General features: G+C 41.4%; 20 protein-coding genes. 5 read left to right on the top strand and 15 right to left on the bottom strand.

Going from position 1 to position 21,396, the window contains the following annotated elements; genetic code table 11:
• Nucleotides 1-188: 188 nt before the first annotated feature.
• The 5 genes from BMY78_RS03685 to BMY78_RS03665 all read right to left on the bottom strand — a co-directional run bounded on the left by BMY78_RS03685 (nt 189) and on the right by BMY78_RS03665 (nt 5,260).
• Complete coding sequence (locus BMY78_RS03685) at nt 189-1,805, bottom strand: xylulokinase (RefSeq protein WP_090901974.1); 1,617 nt, start codon at nt 1,803-1,805, stop codon at nt 189-191.
• 204 nt (nt 1,806-2,009) lie between these two features.
• On the bottom strand, nt 2,010-2,591 hold the full coding sequence (locus BMY78_RS03680) for a hypothetical protein (protein WP_090894789.1): 582 nt from the start codon (nt 2,589-2,591) through the stop codon (nt 2,010-2,012).
• Nucleotides 2,592-2,662: 71 nt separating this feature from the next.
• On the bottom strand, nt 2,663-3,319 hold the full coding sequence (locus BMY78_RS03675; RefSeq protein ID WP_090894787.1) for a hypothetical protein: 657 nt from the start codon (nt 3,317-3,319) through the stop codon (nt 2,663-2,665).
• A 194-nt stretch (nt 3,320-3,513) separates the two neighbouring features.
• On the bottom strand, nt 3,514-4,386 hold the full coding sequence (locus BMY78_RS03670; RefSeq protein ID WP_090894785.1) for a carbohydrate ABC transporter permease: 873 nt from the start codon (nt 4,384-4,386) through the stop codon (nt 3,514-3,516).
• A 16-nt stretch (nt 4,387-4,402) separates the two neighbouring features.
• Nucleotides 4,403-5,260, bottom strand: coding sequence for an ABC transporter permease (locus tag BMY78_RS03665; protein ID WP_177185780.1), 858 nt, complete (start codon nt 5,258-5,260; stop codon nt 4,403-4,405).
• A 275-nt stretch (nt 5,261-5,535) separates the two neighbouring features.
• On the opposite strand from BMY78_RS03665, the gene BMY78_RS03660 reads away from it, so the two are divergent.
• The 3 genes from BMY78_RS03660 to BMY78_RS03650 all read left to right on the top strand — a co-directional run bounded on the left by BMY78_RS03660 (nt 5,536) and on the right by BMY78_RS03650 (nt 11,158).
• On the top strand, nt 5,536-7,350 hold the full coding sequence (locus BMY78_RS03660) for a sensor histidine kinase (RefSeq protein ID WP_090894783.1): 1,815 nt from the start codon (nt 5,536-5,538) through the stop codon (nt 7,348-7,350).
• Between the two features lie 187 nt (nt 7,351-7,537).
• Nucleotides 7,538-9,145, top strand: a complete 1,608-nt coding sequence (locus BMY78_RS03655; protein ID WP_090894782.1) for a response regulator transcription factor — start codon at nt 7,538-7,540, stop codon at nt 9,143-9,145.
• A 330-nt stretch (nt 9,146-9,475) separates the two neighbouring features.
• Nucleotides 9,476-11,158 (top strand): type 2 periplasmic-binding domain-containing protein, encoded by a 1,683-nt coding sequence (locus BMY78_RS03650; protein ID WP_090894780.1) that lies wholly within the window; start codon nt 9,476-9,478, stop codon nt 11,156-11,158.
• Between the two features lie 149 nt (nt 11,159-11,307).
• On the opposite strand, the gene BMY78_RS03645 is transcribed toward BMY78_RS03650, so the two are convergent.
• From BMY78_RS03645 to BMY78_RS03630, 4 genes are all read right to left on the bottom strand, one after another.
• Nucleotides 11,308-12,066 (bottom strand): hypothetical protein, encoded by a 759-nt coding sequence (locus BMY78_RS03645; protein ID WP_090894778.1) that lies wholly within the window; start codon nt 12,064-12,066, stop codon nt 11,308-11,310.
• A 500-nt stretch (nt 12,067-12,566) separates the two neighbouring features.
• Complete coding sequence (locus tag BMY78_RS03640) at nt 12,567-12,761, bottom strand: hypothetical protein (protein WP_090894776.1); 195 nt, start codon at nt 12,759-12,761, stop codon at nt 12,567-12,569.
• Nucleotides 12,762-13,447: 686 nt separating this feature from the next.
• Nucleotides 13,448-13,750 (bottom strand): hypothetical protein, encoded by a 303-nt coding sequence (locus tag BMY78_RS03635; RefSeq protein ID WP_090894774.1) that lies wholly within the window; start codon nt 13,748-13,750, stop codon nt 13,448-13,450.
• 33 nt (nt 13,751-13,783) lie between these two features.
• A complete protein-coding gene (locus tag BMY78_RS03630) occupies nt 13,784-13,975 on the bottom strand; it encodes a hypothetical protein (protein WP_090894772.1) in 192 nt (63 codons plus the stop codon).
• A gap of 164 nt (nt 13,976-14,139) precedes the next feature.
• Here BMY78_RS03630 and BMY78_RS03625 point away from each other — a divergent pair, with 164 nt between their 5' ends.
• Nucleotides 14,140-14,397: a helix-turn-helix domain-containing protein gene (locus BMY78_RS03625; RefSeq protein WP_090894770.1), complete on the top strand. Its 258-nt coding sequence runs from the start codon at nt 14,140-14,142 to the stop codon at nt 14,395-14,397.
• A gap of 575 nt (nt 14,398-14,972) precedes the next feature.
• Here the strand turns inward: BMY78_RS03625 and BMY78_RS03620 are convergent.
• On the bottom strand, nt 14,973-15,188 hold the full coding sequence (locus BMY78_RS03620; protein WP_090894768.1) for a hypothetical protein: 216 nt from the start codon (nt 15,186-15,188) through the stop codon (nt 14,973-14,975).
• Nucleotides 15,140-15,268 (bottom strand): helix-turn-helix domain-containing protein, encoded by a 129-nt coding sequence (locus BMY78_RS33160; protein WP_256221938.1) that lies wholly within the window; start codon nt 15,266-15,268, stop codon nt 15,140-15,142. The genes BMY78_RS03620 and BMY78_RS33160 overlap by 49 nt, the downstream gene beginning before the upstream one ends.
• A 494-nt stretch (nt 15,269-15,762) precedes the next feature.
• Here BMY78_RS33160 and BMY78_RS03610 point away from each other — a divergent pair, with 494 nt between their 5' ends.
• Nucleotides 15,763-17,463 carry a DUF4127 family protein gene (locus BMY78_RS03610; RefSeq protein ID WP_090894765.1) on the top strand — a complete coding sequence of 567 codons (1,701 nt, stop codon included), beginning with the start codon at nt 15,763-15,765 and terminating at the stop codon, nt 17,461-17,463.
• A gap of 58 nt (nt 17,464-17,521) precedes the next feature.
• On the opposite strand, the gene BMY78_RS03605 is transcribed toward BMY78_RS03610, so the two are convergent.
• The 4 genes from BMY78_RS03605 to BMY78_RS03585 form a co-directional block, all read right to left on the bottom strand.
• Nucleotides 17,522-18,334: a stalk domain-containing protein gene (locus BMY78_RS03605; RefSeq protein WP_090894763.1), complete on the bottom strand. Its 813-nt coding sequence runs from the start codon at nt 18,332-18,334 to the stop codon at nt 17,522-17,524.
• A gap of 769 nt (nt 18,335-19,103) precedes the next feature.
• On the bottom strand, nt 19,104-19,571 hold the full coding sequence (locus tag BMY78_RS03595) for a hypothetical protein (RefSeq protein ID WP_090894758.1): 468 nt from the start codon (nt 19,569-19,571) through the stop codon (nt 19,104-19,106).
• Nucleotides 19,572-19,744: 173 nt separating this feature from the next.
• Complete coding sequence (locus tag BMY78_RS03590) at nt 19,745-20,494, bottom strand: metallophosphoesterase family protein (protein ID WP_090894756.1); 750 nt, start codon at nt 20,492-20,494, stop codon at nt 19,745-19,747.
• A 310-nt stretch (nt 20,495-20,804) separates the two neighbouring features.
• Complete coding sequence (locus tag BMY78_RS03585) at nt 20,805-21,374, bottom strand: GNAT family N-acetyltransferase (protein WP_090894754.1); 570 nt, start codon at nt 21,372-21,374, stop codon at nt 20,805-20,807.
• Nucleotides 21,375-21,396: the final 22 nt, after the last annotated feature.

The raw sequence follows: 21,396 nt of genomic DNA, 5'->3' as shown, positions 1-21,396 counted from the left end.
CCCTACACAAAGTCCGCCCCTATTCAGGCTTTGCGTAAGGCTTTCTAGCGAACGAGCAATCCGGCATCATCCATATTGCCACGTCATAACCCCCAATACGATAGATATATCGAAATTATAGCAGGGCAGCATAGTGTAGGCAACGAGCTTCGTTTCAATTTCCTCTTTTCAAGAAATATAATTACATCTTAGGCTTTCTTCCCATTTTCCACGAAATGATCTACTGCTGACTGCTCAATGGCCAGTCCTTCCGTGTAACGCTCCATGAACAAGGCAAATCCATTCACGTCCTCGCTATTTGGAGAAACCTCTTGTCCTTCTGCATCAATAAACACCTTGGTATTAAGGTACTCCGCCAAACCCTCGTGCTGCTGCTTATTAACCATGTAGGAAGCCAAAATAGCCATTCCCCATGCGCCACCTTCACCAGCGGTAGACATAACCGAAACGGGAATGTTCAGTGCGGATGCGCACATTTTTTGAGCGACTCGTGGGGTTTTGAACAATCCGCCATGCGCCCAAATGTGCTCAATCGTTACGTGCTCCTTCTGTGTCAAAATATCCAGCCCGAGCCTTAGTGCAGCAAACGCAGCAAATAGATGGACTCTCATAAAGTTTGCCAGATTGAAGCGGCTCTCTGGAGAACGCACAAACAACGGACGACCTTTTGCAATTCCTGTAATATTCTCGCCTGAATAGTAGCCATAGCTCAGTAAGCCACCGCCATCAGCGTCAGCTTTCAGTGCTTCATTGAACAACACACTGAATAATTGGTTCATATCGGGCTTCTGTCCCATCGCCTCATAAAACTCACGGAACATGTTTACCCAAGCATTAATATCGCTGGAGCAGTTATTCGCAAGAACCATAGCCACAGGATTGCCTTCAGGTGTAGTCACGATGTCAATCTCAGGATATACCGTAGACAGGTTTTTCTCTAATACAATCATGGCAAAAATCGATGTACCTACGGAAATGTTACCCGTACGTTTTTGGACACTATTCGTAGCGACCATGCCTGTTCCAGCATCGCCTTCCGGAGGGCACAGTGGAATATTGGATTCCAAGTTACCCGATAGATCTAACAGTCGTGCACCAGCTTCACTAAGATATCCGGCATGTTCACCGGCAGTATAGACTTTAGGTAAAATATCTTTAAGATTCCACGGGTAGCCTTTGTCAGCAATTAAATCGTCAAACTTCCTCACCATATCTTCATGATATTCCAGTGTGGATTCATCAATTGGGAACATACCTGAGGCATCCCCTATACCAATAGCTTTACTGCCAGTCAACAGCCGATGTATGTAACCTGATAGTGTCGTAATATAATTGATGTTAGTGACATGCTCTTCTCCGTTCAAAATCGCTTGATACAAATGTGCGATGCTCCAGCGCTCTGGAATTTTAAACTGGAATTTCTCGGTTAGCTCTGATGCAGCCTTACCCGTTGTGGCATTGCGCCATGTACGAAACGGAACCAATAACTCCCCTGTTTGATCGAGTGCAATGTAACCCTGCATCATAGCAGAACATCCGATTGAGCCAATTTTTTGTATCGTTACACCATAATTATTCTGAATCTCTTGCTTTAATTGATGATAGGTTTGTTGCAGCCCGTGAATCATTTCATTCATATCGTAGGTCCAATAACCGTCGATCAATTGATTTGCCCACTCATAGCTGCTGGAACAGATGGTATTGAAATGGTGATCCATGAGTACAGCTTTGATTCGTGTGGATCCAAATTCAATGCCCAGCGAAGTTTCTCCCCTGACTATTACTTGTTTCAAGTTTTGATCCATCATCGTATTCATCCTCTCTGAATTTGGAATTAGCTCGATTCGGGAAAATTTACATCCCCGTCATCGGAGTACATTGAAATGAAACCTACCCTATGATTACTCTTGTGATCACTCTTGGAAAACTGCAAATGTTTCACCTTAACAATATATTGTCCTCATTCGATGGATAGAGTGGTGGACCAGCTTCTTCATATTGCTTTGTTCTTAATATCGTTCTGTAAACCTACTCATCCACCAATCCCTCTTCATTAAATATTCAATTTTGATTGGCATAATAATGTATTCTTCCGTTACTTCAATCGGCTCATTGGGACCGTTATAGATTAAATCCACATTTAAGTGAAACGGTTTAATTTTTCTACCCACTTCATCTTCAAATTCTTGAACATAACGTATAAGGTCAGGTATCCCTTCCCAGTAATTCATTGCAGCTTGCCCGCCCGCAGGCATGTACCACCACTGCCTAAAGGATGGCCATAAATGAACCAATACCTCCCTTAATTCATGTTGTTCAACTAACTTAAAGTCGGGCCCTCCTAGCACAAATGATACATGATGATTATTTTTATGTGCCTTCTGTTGAATGCTGCGATCCCAGAACCATTTCCATTGTATTTCAAGTTTTTGATGAAGTTGATCTGATTCTACCCTTTGTTTCGATGGCCATAGATTATTCTCATTGATGTCCTCTTTAAGAAGGCCATACGTATTCGCTACATAGATCAAAAAGTTCAATTCAATATCACTGGATATACAAACAGACCATGAGTTATGGTTTTGAATCATTGATTTTTCTCCTTTCACCCAAAATGCATACATTTAACGTTAATCAAGCGATTTGAGAGATATTCTTCTTCCTATTTTGTTGCACTAATATAGCTCAATTTAAAAATATGATCATACATATATGTGTAAGAATCGTAATACTCAAGCGCCTTTTTTCTCTCTTCGTGGAAAGACTTTAATCTTTCCTTGTCCCCGGTATGAACATAGGCTATTAGCTCAATACTTGCTTTTTTATATGCCTCCAAACTATAAAACGCATCAGATAAATCAGAGGAATTATAGTCTTGTACTGGAGTAAATACCTCTGGACGGATCACGACATTGGATTCGGCTTCCTTTATTAACTGTTGTAATTTGGAGATGTCAACTTGCTCTTCTAATATCACTTTACTAAGGACATCAATCACTTCTTGCTCGATCTTGTTGAATTGGCTTGTAAATTCATAGTTGGATAGATGCATTTCTATTAAATTTTTGGTGTAATGAGAATAGCTATTCACTAAATTAAGCTTGGAGTTCTTATACTCTACCGCAAATCTTGCATCACGAAGAACACTGGCCGGGATATAAGCATGATTGTCAATTATTTTGACTTCTGTCCCTGCTCTGGTCTTTAGTTCTTTTCCATTCAAAACTATACTTATCTTCTGTGGTGCACTTGTCGCTGCAAAAGCAAGAGAAGCGCTTAATAACGACAAAACCAAGGTAACGATTATCATCTTCTTCACTTCGTACACACCCTTCGATATGAATAATAAGGAGAATTTTTAATTAGCTCTCATCGTACCATTTTATTCAAATAAAGGTAATACACTACATACGTGCAACGTTCTTTTTCCATACACAAAAAAGAAGCCACCTCCCTGGCCTTCCACCAGTTCAGCAACTCCTTTTTCACACCTATTCGTACCGCTACTCGACTCTACTCCTTCACAGCCCCAACTACAATCCCGGTTACAAAGTACCGTTGCAAGAACGGATACACGAGCAGGATCGGCAGCGCGCTGATAAAGATCTGAGAAGCCCGAATCGTCCGTTGGGACAGGTTCTTCACCGCTTCTGGATCAAGCTTCGACATGTCGGCCTGCACGATAATCGTCTGCATGAATGTTGCCAGTGGCAGCTTTTCCGCATCACGGATGTAGATGATCCCGTCAAAGTACGCGTTCCAATGCCCAACCATCATGAAGAGTGAAACCGTTGCAATAACGGGTACGGAGACGGGCAGATAGATTTTGATAAACGTCTGCAAGTGTCCTGCACCATCGATAAATGCGGCTTCTTCCAGGTCCTTCGGAACGGTACGGAAGAAATTCAGTAACAGAATGATGTTAAACACCGCAACCAACCCAGGCAAAATCAAGGCCAGCAATGTGTTCATCAGACCCAGCTTCAGAATGAGGATATACCCCGGAATGAGGCCACCGCTGAACAGCATCGTGATGACAAAATACCATAGATAGATGTTACGTGCGCGGAAAACCCGCGTCTCTTTGGAAAGCGCATAGGCTGCAAGCGTATTAACGATTAACGCAAGTCCAGTACCCAGTACCGTCCGTTCCACAGACACCCACAAGGAGGAGAGGAAGTTCGTATTGGCAAATGTCTTCGCATACGCCTCCAGTGTGAATCCAATTGGCCAGAACGTCACCAGTCCAGCATTGGCAGGAGCAGATGCGCTCAGTGATACCATGAGTAAGTGATACAAAGGCAGCAAGCAGAGCAGCGAAAGGATGGTCAGTAACACATTGTTGATTATGCTGAATATGCGGTAAGGCATCGTTTTATGATACATGAGTTCGTCATCCTTTCTAGAAAATTCGATATCCGGCGAATCGGTAAGCCAGTCGGTACGAGATCACGATCAGGATCAGGCTGATGACCGATTTGAACAGATTCACAGCGGTAGCGAAACTGAACTGCCCACTAAGCAGACCTTCTCTATACACAAACGTATCGATAATATCCCCTTGCTGGTAAATCAATGGACTATATAAGTTAAAGATCTGGTCAAAGTTGGCGTTAAGCACATTACCCAGTGCCAGGGTTGCGATTACGATCCCAATGGGAATAAGTGCCGGGATGGTAATATACATCGTTTGCTTCCAGCGTCCTGCCCCATCCACTTCAGCCGCTTCATAGAGTGCAGGGTTAATGCCGGACAGTGCCGCGAGGAAGATGATCGTATTGAATCCAAACTCTTTCCAGACATCACTCGCAATAATCGTGAATCGGAACCAGCTGCCATCCCCCAGGAAGAAGATCGGCTTAATGCCGAATACGGAGACTAGGAACTGATTGACAATACCCGTCTGCGCCAGAATGTCGATCAGGATGCCTGACAGCGTAACCCAAGACAAAAAGTGTGGCAGATACACGAGCGTTTGAATTGTTCTTTTCAGCGCCATCTTCCGTACCTCGTTAAGCAATAAGGCGAATATAAACGGAATGATTAAGTTCATGACGATCTTGGAACAGGCAAAAAACAGCGTATTCCACGTAATTTGCAAGAAGTAATCATTTTCCCACATGTATCTGAAATGCTTCAGTCCGACCCATTCGGAATCGAAAAATCCCAGTGCAGGTTTATAATCCTGAAATGCCATCAAAATCCCGGACATCGGAATGTATGAAAATATAAAGACCATAATGGCCGCCGGCAACACCATGAAGTGCAGAATCCATGGCTGCTTGTAGCGTTTTTTTCTCTTTTTTTCCAGCTTGTTCCCAACGTTTGCCTGCGGGACCCGCTTACCCTCCAATTTAGCCTCCATAGCACTGCTCCTGTTCCCAAAAAAAGTTTTTGTGTGTGATGGGGTTCTCTGATATAAATAGTATCAAGCCATACTGAGGTCTGCTATATAACATTGTTAGGCTTGATAGTGTTTTGTTAGGAACATCATCTGAAGAGGTTGTTTACACACGAATTTGAAGGAGACTTTTTATGAATATATGGAAGCGCTTTATATCATTGGGAAGAACGTCCAGATCCCGGTTTAGTCTGTTTGCCAAAATAAACTGTTTAATTGTGGTCCTCTTCATCCCCATTATTATCATGTATACCTACTCGAACAACGTCACTTATGATGTTGTAAGCAAAGAGCTACAGGTCTCCAATACGAAGCAGCTCACGTTTTTGTCCAGTCAGATCGATTCCCGAATCAATCAGATGATGGATTTCAGTCTTATTCTCTCAAGAGATCCCAATGTCAGAGCATTTAATGGCTTGAACATTTGGAATGATCGTTATGACAAGATGCAGACCCGATATGTTATTCAGGAAAAGCTGATGCTTCAATCCGGTGTTACCGATATATGGCCTACTCGATACGCTGTGCATTCACAACAGAATCAAGATGTCATTGCCAACTATAATAGAACAACGGGGTATGATGAGGATTACCTAAAAAGAAATATGAGCGGACAATGGACATACGGTGATGGTGCCGAGTCCAAAGAGGATATGAAATCCTTCTACTGGTTCTTTACGGATTCCTTGGCCCAGCCAGGCATGTTGACGGGAAGCAATCTGGTGATTGAAGCCAGCTTCAGTTATGAGAACATTCAGAACATGCTGGATACGTATAAGGAAGGTGGACAAGGCGATCCCTTCTTTTATCATAAAGGAAATGCGCCCATTCTGAACCGCAGTGCAGACAAGCAGCTGTCCGAAGAACTTATCCGTTATCTGGATGAACACTCGTCAGAGGATATCACCCAGGATGTCGTCCAGCTAAACGGGAAGAAATATCTGGTCAGCTCGGTGAAGTCCTCCTATCTGGATTGGCATTTGGTCGATGTGGTACCACTCTATCAGATTCTGCAGCCGATCTCGCTCAGTCGGAACTTGTTCTATCTGTTTATGATTCTGCTGTTTGTGGTGGGCATTTCCGCTTCAATTCTGTTATATCGAAACATTCAATATCCCATCAAAAAGCTGATCCAGGGCTTACGCCGCGTGCAGCGCGGAGATTATTCCGTACGTCTGCATAGCAAGGATCAGAATGAATTCTCGTTTTTGTTCCATCGATTCAATGATATGTCCCATCAGATTCAAGACCTGATCGAGAACGTGTTCCAGGAAAAGATCAGAGCCAAGGAAGCTACGCTGAAACAGCTACAGGCGCAGATCAATCCGCATTTTCTATATAATTGTCTTGGTTATATCATCAACATGGCCCAGATGAAGGACGAGCAAGCCGTCGTCTCCATGGCGCATAACCTCAGTGCCTACTATCGTTATACGACACGAGTGGAGCGGGAGACATCTTCTCTAAAAGAAGAAATCAATCTGCTCATCAACTATTTGGATATCCAGAAGCTGCGTAATGGCAGAATTGAATACCATATCGACATCCCTGAGGATATGCTTGCACAGTCGGTCCCACGATTAATGCTGCAACCGATTGTGGAGAATTCAGTCATTCACGGCGTCGCGAAGTCGTATTCATCTGGTGAAATCCGAATTACTGGCGAGAGCTCGAACGGGTTCTGTAAAATTTACATTGATGACGACGGACCTGGCTTGAGCCCGGATCAATTGGAGGCGTTGAATCTTAAAATGCAGCAGCCGCTGCAGGAGGAAATGGGCTGTGGCCTCTGGAACACGAATCAGCGTATCATGCACTTATTCGGCAATCAGTCCTACCTTCTATTCGGTCCATCCCCTCTCGGCGGATTCCGAACCGAGATGGTCTGGGAGATACCGAAAGATGATACAGATTCCGATAGAGGAAATACCGATACGAATTTAAGTTAAGCTACATTACACGCTAAACGGAACGGGCAGAACAAATCTCGAAAAGCGAAGCGCTCGCCTTTATCCCCGGATTTCCCCATTGATTAGAGATTCAAAAAAATCTGGGGATAACAGCGATTGAGAGATGGTTCTGACCGTGTAGTGACCACGTGAAATAAAGAGATTCTACTTTTAAGGAGTAAACACCATGCAAATGATCATCGTAGACGATGAAGCACACTGGGTTGATAATCTGTCCATGACCAAGCCCTGGCATACGCTGGGGATCGAACAGGTACACAAAGCATACTCAGCACACGAAGCACTTCAACTGATCGATACCCACCCTATAGATATTGTGATCTCGGATATTCAAATGCCTGAAATGACAGGTATTGAACTGATCGAACGGATCAGAGTCCGTGACAAAAAAATAAAGTGCATTCTTTTATCCGGACATTCCGAATTCGATTACGCCAAAAAAGCCATCCAGTTCGAGGCCGTAGATTACTTGCTGAAACCACCAACAGACGATGAATTGATGGGAGCCGTTCAAAAAGCCATCGATCAATTAAACACCGAATGGGAACTCGTAAGCTCACTAAAACGAACCCAGTTTACCCTTCGAGAGAACCTACCGCATTTGCGGGGTCGACTGCTGCTTGAGGCTTTGCAAGGACATCGAATTGCCTCCAGCGAATGGGCACGAAAACTTGCCAATTACGATTTGCCCTTCCACGCCGGCGATTGCGCGTTAATGCTTGTACGTATGGAAGAAGAATTCGGGCAATATGACAACAACGATCAAACCTTGCTTGAATATGCGGTCATCAATATGGCGGAAGAGATTATGGGTGAGTTTATGGAAGTGTGGGGCGTGAAGGAGGAGCATGGATATCTGGTGTTTCTGCTTCAACTGAAAGTGAACGACACCGACATTGGCAAAGAAACCATACTGGAGAAGCTTTCGGTACAGCTTCAGTCCAAAGTTAAACAGTTTCTGAAGGGTTCCCTCTCCATCGTCATCACCGAATGGTTCGCGTTTCCCGATCAGCTATATGATCGTTTTCGGCAGGCCTCCGCTTATTTCCGGCAAATTGTCGGGGACGAGCGTGAATTCGTCATGCGGGTCAGCGACGTGGAGACTCCGTCGGCACAAGGTCCGCTGGATGTCCTGTATACCCCACCCACTTTCATTCATCTGTTAGAGAGTGGTCAATGGGATGCGGCAGAAGAAAAAATACTAGCCGTCTGTGCGGAGCTGGATGAGAAATGGTCGGAGTCGTGGGAGCATTGTATGGAGGCTGGATTTCTAATTACGGCTTCGTTCACCAATCTCGCACACCGGAACAGGCTGACTTTAGCTAATTTAATGGGTGACGATGTCGGGTTGTTACAGAGTGGAGAAGCCTTTACTACCATCAGTAAACTGCGCAAATGGTCGCTCAGTGTACTTGGCAAACTCAAGGAAGGCACGTCCAACGAGATCAAAGACATCCGTTCCGAGTATGTGAAGAAGATTCAGGATTTTACGGATAAAAACCTGCATCTGGATGTTTCTTTGCGTGTACTGGCCGACCATGTCAATCTGCATCCGACCCATTTGTCCAAGATTTATAAGATTGAAACAGGCGAAGGCATTAGTGATTATATCTCGCGCCTGCGCATGGATCGGGCCTGTCACAAGCTCGTTACGACTACCAAAAAAGTATATGAAATCAGCATGGAGATTGGCTATATGGACCCGGCTTATTTTATTAAAGTGTTCAAGCGCCAGTTTGGCGTCACGCCGCAGGAGTACCGAGACCAACATTAATTTGCATAATTTAGAGGTTGTTCAAAAATTCCGCTTTTGATTACGAAGGATGCCTCACGACATCATCAGCATCGAATATGGGATTCAGCCGAAATAAGCGGGAGGCTTACGAAGTATGTTTCCTTTGGAAACATTGTAGTTGCTCACGTAGTTTGCCTACGCTCCGCTACTCCATTTCTAGCTTTATCCCATCTTCTCGGTACTGAAAACCGAATTTTTTGAACTTGCATAATAGAGTCCTATCGAAACTAACAAACTCATATAGATGCCCTCCCGCCCAAATTGGTACAGTTACACTGTAAAGATCATACATCGTAGGGGGATTGAACAATGATCAAATTCAAAACATGGTGGTCACTGCTCATGGTTATCGCACTCATCACGATCACTGCGTGCGGCAGTAGCGATACAGCGAGTGACAATGGTACCAAAGATGATACACCGGCGACCGTCGGTTCAGCTGAAGCAGAAGCTGCTTTTGCCAAAGGAAAATACGATCCACCCATCGAATTCAGTTCGGTATTAATGCCGAAGAAATACGTTCAAGGGGATACCAAAGAAAATAACGTTCACGATCGCTGGATGCTGGAAACGCTGGGTATGAAGCATAAAGATACCTGGTATCCGGCCAATGACGATCAATACAGACAAAAGCTTCAACTGGCTATCGCCTCTGGCGAGAAGCTGCCTGATTTCGTATCCGTACCGACCAATGCGGTATTGACCAATCAGCTGATCGACTCCGGTCAATTCATCGCCATCGATGAGTTGTTCGACAAGTACGCGAGTCAGACCCTGAAAGATCACGCAGCAGCACATCCTGAGCTGTGGTATCCGTTCACCAAGGACGGCAAGAAATATAATATGCCGATCATGGAGTATACGGATAACGACGATACGCTGCTCTGGCTCCGCGAGGACTGGATGGAGAAGCTGAACCTGGAAGCTCCGAAAACCATTGCAGACCTTGAGAACATCATGGACAAATTCAAAAACGAGAACCCGGACGGTCTGTCTCCAGACAAAGTATTCCCGCTGGCGATCTCGCTGAAAAATAACACCAACACCTGGATGGGTCAGCTCGACTGGTTGTTCGGTGCATATGGCACAATCGAGGAGCAATGGAACAAAGACGCAAACGGCAATCTGGAGTACGGCTCCGTTAACCCGGGTGCGAAACAAGCACTTGCCAAGCTGGCTGAATGGATGAACAAAGGTTATATCCACGCCGACTCCGCCCTGTGGGACGAAGGCAAATCCGCTGAAAGCTGGACGGCTGGCAAAGCGGGCATTCTGCCTGGCGCAAACTGGGTACCCGACTGGCCGGCACCGGACCTGCTGAAGAACGTACCTGGCTCAAAATATAAAGCTTACCCTGTTCCGGCTGGCCCAGACGGCAAGATCGGCACAAAGTGGCAGAACTCTGGTGTCAACGCAAGTATCATGATTAACAAGGATGCGAAGCATCCAGAAGCCATCTTCCTGTACTACAACTACCTGCTCGATAACCTGGCTAACCCGGCTGCGGGCAGTGAGTATGAATACGGCTTCGCCAAAGGTTACGACTGGGATATCATTGACGGACAACCGACCAGTGACAAAGAGAAGATCAAAGACTTCTCCAACGAATTCCCTTTCCTGACCGGCCCGGCTCGTATCCCGGATCTGTACATGAAAACACTCGTGAAGCTGGCCAACGGCGAGAAGCCTGAAACACCGTACGAGAAACAAATGGCCGAATTCCGTAAACCGGAAAACTGGTATGCAGGTAAAGTCGTTATGTCCCAGATCGACATTCGTAAACAAAACTACTTTACTGGCGCTGCAACACCAACGATGGTATCCAAATGGAACCTGCTCCGCCAATCCGAGATGGAAACCTTCAACAAAATCATCTACGGCCAACTGCCAGTTGATGCCTTTGACCAATTCGTCACCAACTGGAAGGCCAATGGCGGAGATCAGATCACGCAAGAAGTGAATGAATGGTTTAAATCGGTGAGTGGGAAGTAAGATTTCGGTTAAAAGAAACAATTAAAAATAAGCCGAAGCGTGTAATTCTATCGCTTCGGCTTGTTTTTGGTTTGTTGATTTTTATTATTATAGCAGGGATCACACTTATTAAGTTATGTTTGCCACCATACCAACTACATAAATTGTTATTAAAACGCCGTCCAAGGTATAGGTTTAACGTTTCCCTTTGTAGAGCTAAAGGAGTAATATCTATGAGCTGGGGTTGATGCTTTAATATTTATCCCCAGAGTATCACTAACAAAACCTATAGCGCCTGTAGCTCTCATTGTCCAAGTTCCACTACCATGAAAATAACCTTCAGAAATATAACCTGGGTTATTATTTGAAGTTTCACTTAAAATAAATGCGGGATTTCTATTTACATGGGCATATGATACCTGTAATGGTCTAACTGCAACAGAACCATTGTGCTCCCAGCTGACTGTCAGAGTAATTGTAGTTGTATCTACTCCAAAAACACTAAATGTAAAAGACTTACTCGCTGAAGCAGCTGTGTTAGCTGCTGCTAGAGCATTTGTAGAAGATTTTCCGCCCTGAGTCCCATTAGATGATGATTCATCAACTACCGTGACCGGAACTTCTTCTCCATTATAATTGTACGTTGTTTCCTTTTCCCCCGTTGCAATATCCTCTATGGCTTCAGCATAGTCAATAGAAGTTATAAACCGCAAGAATGTCTCCTGTTTTGATGGCTCCAACCCATTAAATTGATTCAGACTCTCACTTGCTCCCACATCTCCATTATTAATAAGTTCCGTCAAATAATCTACATACATCTCAGGTGTGTATTCATTACTTTCCCCTGAGTTATCTGCATAAGTTAATGAAGAAAACAAGGTTGTTACGAGAATTAAAGCAAGTACGCTCTTTGATATTTTCTTTAACATTGAATGATTTCCTCCCTAATGGTTATATATATTGTATTGGCATGGCGGTATATATTACGTTACCATTAATTAGGTAATTTGAAACACTTATTGAAAATACTTTAATAAAAGGTGGATAATAGAATATGAAAAACAACAAAGTTTTGTGGACGATTTTAGGAGTTATTGCAGTTTTATTAATACTTTATGCTTTTGTATCCATGTCTAAATAAATATAGGAGACGTTTTTTTTACAAAGACTTTCAGTTATATTAAATACATTCTTAATATTCCCTTTAAAGATATGGCTGAATTACGCAACCATAAAAACTGGGCCGGTGCTAAAGTGGTAATATTGCAAATGAAACTACTTCAATAGCAATGCAATGATTGGTACAAGTCGGTAAGCGGGAAGTAGAATTGAAGAATTAACACAGGTCAAAATAAAAGAATAAAAAACAAGCCGAAGCGTACATTTCCATCACTTCGGCTTGTTTTCTAAATCAATTTAATCCAGCACTTTAAAATACAGGAACTTCAACATAATCTGTACTCATAACTCTTTTTCCATCTTTCTCTTCTGATCCAACCTCAATACCAAATTTTATTGATTCAGAGAGGGACATACCCTTTTTATCCGGACTTAATTCGATCACAATCGTTCCAGTACCTCCGCCATTTGCTATATAATTTCGTTCTCTCCCAATTTCAATCATCGTGCGCCATGAAGAGTCATCAGAAGAATTCATCCAGGTGTATACATACTCAGCAGGCTTCAACTTCGATTGATGTTCAGGATAACTGCTGGTGATGCTGGAGACACTCCATTGATCAGGGATATAAAATGCAACACCACCCCAGTCAGCGGGATCAATCTCTACATGTGCTACTATTTTTATATGATAATATGCTCCTTCTCACCCTCAACAAATATCGATCCTTCTGTCATTGTCTTTAAATTCGTTGATTTGGCATCCAGATCAAAGTTTCAACTTGAATAATATTGCCATTAACAACTGGCTCATTGGCTCCTTTTTGTTGAAATTCAAGATAAACAGAACAAACACAATCGCAATAAACATAAAAAGTAAGATTAAGTATTTAGATCTTTATTTCATATAACCACACCTCACTTCTGCCTTTGTTTCTTTAAACTTAACACATACTCAACGCCCTCCTTTCCTTTATCAGCTCCTTCCAAGCCTTCGCAGAGTTAATTCATGGTGTGCAGCTGTATACATATATAACGTTACAATCTGCATCGAAGTAATAATTTGTAATTTAGAATTTGGAAAAGTAGAGCATTAAAACCGGAGCGGAAGCGCTAGATTCACGCTTCCGCTCCGGTTCTTAAATTAAGATCAAGGTAGCTTCGCCTGACTTATGGGTTCGCCTTAGTGGATCAAGCCTCTGTATCGGTCTCCTCTGGCATCGACTGACCCAGTAAGGATACTGTGAGTTGAATGCCATCTTGTAGTCCCTGCATATACAACCGCTCATTTTCTATGCCTTTGCTGACAATATAACGATTTTCCCACTCGATATATTCAGGTGTCTGCTCGATATCCTTGCCAGCAAACAATCCTTCGAACGCTTCGTCCTTTTTCTCACGTACACGACTCAATTCAGGGTCATGCTCGATTCTGGCAGATACTTCATCTAACCTTGCCTGGATCGCTTGTTGCAACCACGGCGGAAAATCCATTGCTTCCCCTCCCCAAAGCATTATGTACCTCGCTCATCCTCGTACAACTCGGTGATGTCTCGCCTTCATTTCACTCACTCGTGCTGCCACCAGTTCATCCACCCTTCGGCTCTGTTCCTGAACCTCGGGATTGTCCCACAACGGAATCGCTTGCTTCAAGGATGCCTCACCTAGCTGATTAAGTTTGCGCCGTTCCTCTTCCAATAAGTCAAGCAACTGGCTCATACATCCACCTCTCTGATGGGTCTAAACTGCACTATGTCTTGTTAAGACTAGACGTGAGCAGTCAATTTTAATGCGAATATCGGTTTATTTTATTTTAATTCGATATACGCATTAAAAAAACTATTATTTCTCATACAATTTGGTTGAAATGAGGGGTGTACATAATGAAGCATAGACAAGAACCACCTGGCGATAAAAACATAATCGGCTCCCGAGTCGTAGCTATTCGTAAAAGTAAGGGCATCAAACAACGAGAGTTCCTCGCCAGACTGCAAACATTGGGTTTGGATATCAGTCAGACAAGTCTTTCGCGTCTAGAAGGTCAATATCGTCTTGTTCAGGATTATGAAGTGGTGATGATTGCTAAGGCTTTGGAGGTTTCTGTGGGGTATTTGCTTGGGGAAGAAAAAGGTTGGGTATAGCTTGTGAGTTACTGCTATACCCATAAAAAATTTAGGAAATGAATTGCAAATAATTAATTAAATATAAACTCATATATTGTGAATGTTTATTTTATTGTTTAGCATAAAAAAATATAAACCTATATGCTAAAAAGTCAACTTATTCTGAAATGGTCTCATAGGAATCATTCAAGTTATGAGTCCTTCCCTACTTAAAATTTGTATTGCTGATTTCCTATAACATTTTTGTATTCACGAACCCTCACTGCCTTAAACGACCTAAGGGAGGAAATTAGTCGAGAATTTCAATATTACTATGATACATTCTTTTTACCTAAATATGATACGTTCCTATTGCCTAAATTAGAAAATAAATCGCTCCGTGCGATACCATGACATTCTTGGATTAGATGTACAAAAAAAAGAACTGGACTCTCCCTTTAAATGGGATGTGTCCTCTTCTTTATGTTTAACTAACTGTCCTGCCCCATTAGTTTAATGAATGGTTAAAAACCGTTTTCCTGTAACTCATCGGAGAACGATTTTCTTCTGATGATGCAATGCAAATCTGCCTGACCAAAACTTTATATCTACCACTAAGAATGATCTAAAACAAATTCAAGGAATTCACAAATGATTTCTGAAGCAGCTTCCTCTTCGGGTAACCGGATATATCTACTGATAAGTTTGATGTCTTCTTTGAATAAATCAATGAGAAGAAGAATAGATTCAGCATCTTTGTCCTTTGCTGCTCCTAAAATACTTACAAATTCACTGTCTCTGATAAATGTTTGAGCATCTTTTTCTTCCATTTGTTCACCGCCTGTTGACTTATATTCATTTGACTCGCAACTTCTTTTTCTGAATAACCTTCTATGTATAACTTAATCATCACATATTTTCCTAATTCAGGAAGATACTTTAATATCTGTTCCACTAATATTTTATTTTCCGCATGCTTAGTAAAATTAGTATTTAAAATTTGATCATTATATATAGGAAGCTCCCTCTTTCTAATATTTTTAGCACGATATTGTACTCTCCATCCAATTCGATATAGTTCTTCCTTGTAACGTTGGTAGATTGTTTGTTGTTCTCCCAGTTGTGATCCCTCCTAAAATTGTGATTATGTTCCTCAAAGATTTAAAAGGAACAAATGTTCTTTTTTTGATTATATCTCAAATCTCATTTTTAGAAGTCTAAAAAAAGGCGGTTAAAAAACGAATTTATGTTTTTTTATATTTCAGGTTGTATTTTAGGGCTACAGACTACCTTATAAGTGAAGGCACAAACAAATAGAAATGAGATGGGATTGGGGAAGAGATCCTTTTCATTTCTTTCTTCCCTTGTTATTGAGCCTATATCAAACTAAGGGAGTATAGGAATATGAAGAATGTATTGTATGTACCGTTGGATGACAGACCAGTGAATTTGGATGATGTCATCGTGCTAGGTAGATCAGCAGGAATTAACGTAATTACCCCAAATTTAAGTGATATTACAAACCGTCTGGATTCCCAAAAGACAGCTTCTGGATCCACACTGGTCTCGACATCTTCGCCGACTTACGGAAATCCGGCGAATATCCGTCAGTTCATCTTAAATAATGCTGCCTCTGTCGACGGGTTTATTATATCTTCAGATATGCTTGCCTACGGAGGTCTCATTGCTAGTAGACGATTGCGTACGAGTCCTGGGGGAGCTTACCCGGCCTACGATAGTGCCACAACGGATCTGTTGGATGTTATTCGACTAGTAAAACAATCTTATCCGAGTAAGCCAATCTATGTGTTAGATACAATTATGCGTCTAGCTACAACTGCCTTTGCAGGCGGACTGTCTTTTGCCGCTTACAATGAATCACGTACGTTTATGTTGCAGCCGAGAAGAAGTTTTTCACAGTTTGCAGATATTATTGCAGGTTACAATTTGTCGCCTACCGGTTCATATGGTAGTACTACAAACTTCAATAAAGAACAGTACTACAACACTAGACAACATAAATTTAAAAGTAATCGTTACATTCTAGAGCAATTAGCACAGGCAGGATATATTGATTTTCTAGCTGTAGGAGTTGATGATGCGAATACCCAAGGGGTGCAGATTAATGAGATTAATTTTGTTGAGGGTCGTATTAACGCCTGGCTTGGTGGTACAAACGGCCAAAATCCGGACCGAGCAATTATTCTCCCTGATGCGGATGGATTGGGTCATGCCTTGATGGCCAGAATGGCAAATCAGCTATATCTTAATGGGGTAAGACCAAGGTATACAGTTCAGTACTTCGGCCCTCATGGTTCCACAATTACTAGTCAGTATGAATATATGGATGTGCACCAAAATATTCTTCGTCACATTGATATTGTTGGCGGTCAGTCCGTGAGCAGTTCACCAACTGTCGAAATCATTGGGGTTACAGATGCTGCTCAAGTTACAGCAGCCGTCAATCGAATTGTGGCTAATAGTACAAATCGCGTTCCGACCGTGGTAATTGATTTTGTTGGAGGAGGTTCAGCAAACGCTACGGTCACAGAAGGACTGTTGGGTAGTCAACACACCGGACGTATCTTAGGTTACAGTGCTTGGAATACACCAGGAAATAAGATCGGTATAGCCTTAGGAATGGGACAAGCACGATATGCATATTTGGTCACTGAAACAGATCTCAATGCGCTTAGCACAGCAGTAAATGCACACGGTTCTCTCTTGTTCAAACGTTTCTTAAAAGACTACTATTACAAAACGGTTGCTATTGACGAAATTCGTACCTACTCTAGAGCGAATTCGCTATATACTAATGTTGCTACAATTGCGGATCAGAATATGCTTCTATTTAATAGTCCTGCAGATTATTCACATTTGCAAAGTGTATTGCGAAACAGAATGCAAACGCATCGAACGACACTTTCCGGAAAAAGTGCTTTCCTTATTAACGGTACAGGAACTTCTTATAATGTACGACAAATTACGGGAGGAACTTGGTCGTTTGCAGGATATGCCAATTCAACACTTGCATACGGAGATCCTGATTATCTCTGGAAACGGGCTTTTGAAGTTACGTTGAATCCTGTAGTAACGCTACAGTAATAACAAACAAGAATAAGACGGCTCCTATGTGGAGCCGTCTTATTCTTGTTAAGTAGTGTTACGGATTCAATACTTCTTTGATCAAAGAGAAATCTACCCCATCCACTTTCCAGCCTTTACTGGTATATACAAGCTTAGCTGTTCTGTAGAGTGTTTCATTAGGAGCATATTTAGAATCGGGACCCGAAGACTGGCTTAATTTGGCGGTATTGGTGTTGGTATAACTGATGGCCGATTGATAAACTGTTGTAAATTTAAAATCATATTTCAACCCTTTGCTACGAATGATTTCATTGATAAATTTATCCGTAAAATATGGGCTGAAGGTCGCTCGGATTTGCTTAATTGATGATAGATCCGTTGCTTCATTTAATTTGTTTACGAATACCTGTCTTTGCTTATCCGTGATTTTTTTTGCATTTGGAATTTGAACTTGTGGTTTTTGTATGGTTACTTGGAGTTGCTTCCCATCTAACGTAATCGTCGCCTGACTCGCTTGTTGATTCCAGTTTACGTCTGCTCCTAAAGTTTGACTTACAAAACGAGCAGGTACATATGTGGAATTGTAATTTAGTTCTGCTGGAACATCCAATAGAATCTCCGATTGATTAAGCATTACTTTATTTGAATTAATGGTGAGAACCATTTCTATATTTTCTTTAGTAATGGTAATGGTTTTTTGTTGTTGATTCCATTTCACGTCTGCCCCTAGGTTTTCAGAAACAGCTCTTAGCGGGATGAGTACTCGATTGTTTTTTAAAATACCACTGTCTATAGTGATTGGTGTATCAGCAGCAAAGCTAGATGAGCTGAAGTTAGGCAGGACAAGCATAGAAGCTGCCAACATTGTAAGAGATATTTTCTTGAACATTTGTAATCCTCCTAAAATTAAGCTTATTTGTAAGTTTAGACGCGATACATAGAGAAAATGTTTCTATTTGGATGATAAAACTTCAAATTAATGTAGTTTATATGAAAATTACCTCTTACAAGAACTTAACCATGTCCGCCAAAACAAATCTTTATGCAAGTAATTCAATTTTCAGGATTTCAATCGCTTAACAAGTACTACTTTTATCACGTATTTCCTCTCTTATGTAAATAATAATTTCTTTGGGTTATAGGAAGTAAGAAATTGATCAAATCCGTTCTTTAACAAAAGTATTGAGAACTGCCGCAAACATTGTCCCCGTCTCTGAGGATTAGGTAGAGGCTTTTCAGTGCTAAGAGTGATTAGCATTTCATTATTTACAAACGAAATTTTCAAGTGTTTTTTAAGACTAACTTGTTGTTTAGTTGCGCTCCGATAATAAGTGTTAAGTTGAGTGACTAATGCTTGAATCTGCTTCTGAACAGATAGATCGTTAAGCTTGGATCTATGCTGAGGATTCTTGAACGTCATAGTTAAATTGTAAATGTTCTTATACATCTTATCCATTCCCCCTTAGTTTCTGTATTTAATTTCCTTCTAGTTCTTCTTACAATGATTTCTTATAACGTTCCTGTATTCACGACCCGACGCATGTCGGGTGTCCGGCAAAGGCCGGACCAAGGACGAATGTCAGCAGCGTGAATATTATGTTATAGGATGTCAGCAGCTTCTTCGAATCACTTATACTTCTTATACCATTCCCTTTATATCAACTATATTTTTCTTTTAATATTTCTATATATTTGAGTGGAATTTCTGTGATTTTCAAAATATCTGATACTTCAAATCCCAGTTTTAAGGCGCTTCTTGTAGTCTTCAAATTATACTTTACTTTAATCATACGATCTTTAAGTAATACGTCTCCAAAATCCAGGTAATCATCAGCGATCTCACCGTTCAAAAAGAACTCTATATCATAAGTTCCTATTTGCTCTTCTATGTAAAAGATATTAATCGAGCAAAATAGCACGGCTTCTGTTGTATTAAAACTATATTTTAGGTATATAGCACGCTCTTCAAGACTTATAAATTCATCATATAACTTTCCCATAAAAGTATCATGATAATCGCTTTTGTTCTCGTCACGCCACTTCCTAAAGGTTTTCCAGTAATTTTCTTTCGTGCGTTTCATCGCACTATGCTTACTGTCCCATTCAAGTAGAATGTCTTTATTCACTCAATCACTTCTTCTCAAAAACTATGTTGAATAAAACAAGTTCTCTTCGTGTGTTTGCTGATTTCCTATAACGTTCCTGTATTCATGAACCCCAAAGGGGTTGTCTTCTGAAATTCCTCCTCGAAGTCCATCCCAGACCAAGGCTCCGAAGGAGCCGCTGCTTGAATATTATGTTATGAGATGTTATTGCCATCTTTGAAATCTCTCTCAAGTTGATTCCCATGAAATGCTTTTATCATAAACTCTCTGTCTGGAACCTGTAACTGTTCAAAAGACTCCAAAAATGCTTTATTGTCATATGTGGTTCCTATAAGTTGTATATTCATTGTTCTTTTTTGCAGTTCTACTACCGCGTATCTTGCAATCGCATGCTCATTACATCCTAAAGCTCCAGGATTCAAATAAACTCTTTGATCTGTCTTAAAGTAATGGATTGGATGATGATGACCAAAACAAACGAGATTGTATGGTGAACCTTTATACTTTGCGTCTAATGCCAATCCTGTCGGGCTCTCATCTATTACTTCTCTTTCTTCTTGATTCATATGATAATGGGTTATTAATATTTTTTGCCCTCCTACTTCAACATCTAATGTTTGAGGAAGATCTTCTATAAACTTGATATTTTCATTTTTGAGATTCTTACCTACCCACTTATGATGTCCAGCGATCATTTCATGACCCGGCAAGGTATCCTTCCCTTGCAATAGTTTTAAAACCGCTTCTTCATGATTACCTGAAACCGCCGTTACATCCTTTCGATTCATTATCTCTTCAAGCACTTCGTTAGAATTAGGACCAATGCCAATCATATCACCCAGACAATATGTATGTTCGATATCCCCGCGGGAATCAATATCAGAGAATACGGCACGCAATGCCGGATAATTACCATGAATATCAGTTAGAATTGCAATCTTCATTTAGGCTTCTCCTTCAATCATTTTTATTTATCTTTGATTTTTTTCTTGCAATAATTTCTCATAACGTTCATGTATCTACGAACCCGAAAGGCTTAAAGGAGCAAAGCGACTGGGTGGCTCCGCCACTTAGCCTTGCAGGGGTGTCTGCCTGAATCCACTTCCTCGGGCAAACCAAGGAGCGATAGCGACGCAGCGTAGATATGTTGTTATAAGATGTATCGGCCTTCTTTGAATTACCTACAAGTATTTTCTTTGCAACACTCAACTACCGTGTCCTGTTATCTTAACGCCGTCCCCATAGTGTGACTGTTTATATAGAGTACACTTCGTATTCTTTTTCCATTTTGTAACCTAATTTTTCTGCAAGAGCAACTGACTCTAAATTGGCTGCATCCCAGTTTGGGTGGATATTTCGGCTCATGCACTCAAGAATCAATCTTGATGCGCAAGCTAGTGCCAAACCTTGGCGCCTGTACAAGGGATGTGTCCCAATTGTAACTTCAATACACCCTTCATGATAAGTATAAGAAGAAGCACCAGTAATAATCTGATTATCCTTGAGAATAACAAATCCAATTCCATGTTGCATAAATTCTTCTAAGGAAGAGAAGAAACAACAACAATCTGCCATAAAGGGATCTTGCAGTACCATTGGGTAATTATGTTCATCTATGGGTACGATTTTGAAAGCAGTATCTATCATTTTTATGTTCTCTTCTAACTGTTCTACTTGGAAAATCGGTTCTTTCTTAAAGGAATACCGGTTAAACTTTTGAAATGAATCTGAGTAATGTTGAGATAAAAGGGATATCCAAGAAAACTCATTTGTAATTATGATTTTCCTCCTGCATTTCTTCAAGAACAAACCGCAATGGAACATCTACTTCTTTCAATGCTTCGAC

It is taken from the genome of Paenibacillus sp. OK076, assembly GCF_900110055.1.
In the GTDB taxonomy this organism is placed as follows: Bacteria; Bacillota; Bacilli; order Paenibacillales; family Paenibacillaceae; genus Paenibacillus.
Note: the sequence above shows the minus strand (reverse complement) of the source record. Positions and strands in the feature narration are given on the sequence as shown.

Bases quoted from the DNA above. Each gene is read 5' to 3' on its own strand.
- BMY78_RS03685 (WP_090901974.1), bottom strand. From the start codon at position 1,805: ATGGATCAAAACTTGAAACAAGTAATAGTCAGGGGAGAAACTTCGCTG.
- BMY78_RS03680 (WP_090894789.1), bottom strand. From the start codon at position 2,591: ATGATTCAAAACCATAACTCATGGTCTGTTTGTATATCCAGTGATATT.
- BMY78_RS03670 (WP_090894785.1), bottom strand. From the start codon at position 4,386: ATGTATCATAAAACGATGCCTTACCGCATATTCAGCATAATCAACAAT.
- BMY78_RS03665 (WP_177185780.1), bottom strand. From the start codon at position 5,260: ATGGTGTTGCCGGCGGCCATTATGGTCTTTATATTTTCATACATTCCG.
- BMY78_RS03660 (WP_090894783.1), top strand. From the start codon at position 5,536: ATGAATATATGGAAGCGCTTTATATCATTGGGAAGAACGTCCAGATCC.
- BMY78_RS03655 (WP_090894782.1), top strand. From the start codon at position 7,538: ATGCAAATGATCATCGTAGACGATGAAGCACACTGGGTTGATAATCTG.
- BMY78_RS03650 (WP_090894780.1), top strand. From the start codon at position 9,476: ATGATCAAATTCAAAACATGGTGGTCACTGCTCATGGTTATCGCACTC.
- BMY78_RS03645 (WP_090894778.1), bottom strand. From the start codon at position 12,066: ATGTTAAAGAAAATATCAAAGAGCGTACTTGCTTTAATTCTCGTAACA.
- BMY78_RS03640 (WP_090894776.1), bottom strand. From the start codon at position 12,761: ATGATTGAAATTGGGAGAGAACGAAATTATATAGCAAATGGCGGAGGT.
- BMY78_RS03635 (WP_090894774.1), bottom strand. From the start codon at position 13,750: ATGGATTTTCCGCCGTGGTTGCAACAAGCGATCCAGGCAAGGTTAGAT.
- BMY78_RS03630 (WP_090894772.1), bottom strand. From the start codon at position 13,975: ATGAGCCAGTTGCTTGACTTATTGGAAGAGGAACGGCGCAAACTTAAT.
- BMY78_RS03625 (WP_090894770.1), top strand. From the start codon at position 14,140: ATGAAGCATAGACAAGAACCACCTGGCGATAAAAACATAATCGGCTCC.
- BMY78_RS03620 (WP_090894768.1), bottom strand. From the start codon at position 15,188: ATGGAAGAAAAAGATGCTCAAACATTTATCAGAGACAGTGAATTTGTA.
- BMY78_RS33160 (WP_256221938.1), bottom strand. From the start codon at position 15,268: ATGATTAAGTTATACATAGAAGGTTATTCAGAAAAAGAAGTTGCGAGT.
- BMY78_RS03610 (WP_090894765.1), top strand. From the start codon at position 15,763: ATGAAGAATGTATTGTATGTACCGTTGGATGACAGACCAGTGAATTTG.
- BMY78_RS03605 (WP_090894763.1), bottom strand. From the start codon at position 18,334: ATGTTCAAGAAAATATCTCTTACAATGTTGGCAGCTTCTATGCTTGTC.
- BMY78_RS03590 (WP_090894756.1), bottom strand. From the start codon at position 20,494: ATGAAGATTGCAATTCTAACTGATATTCATGGTAATTATCCGGCATTG.
- BMY78_RS03585 (WP_090894754.1), bottom strand. From the start codon at position 21,374: ATGTTCCATTGCGGTTTGTTCTTGAAGAAATGCAGGAGGAAAATCATA.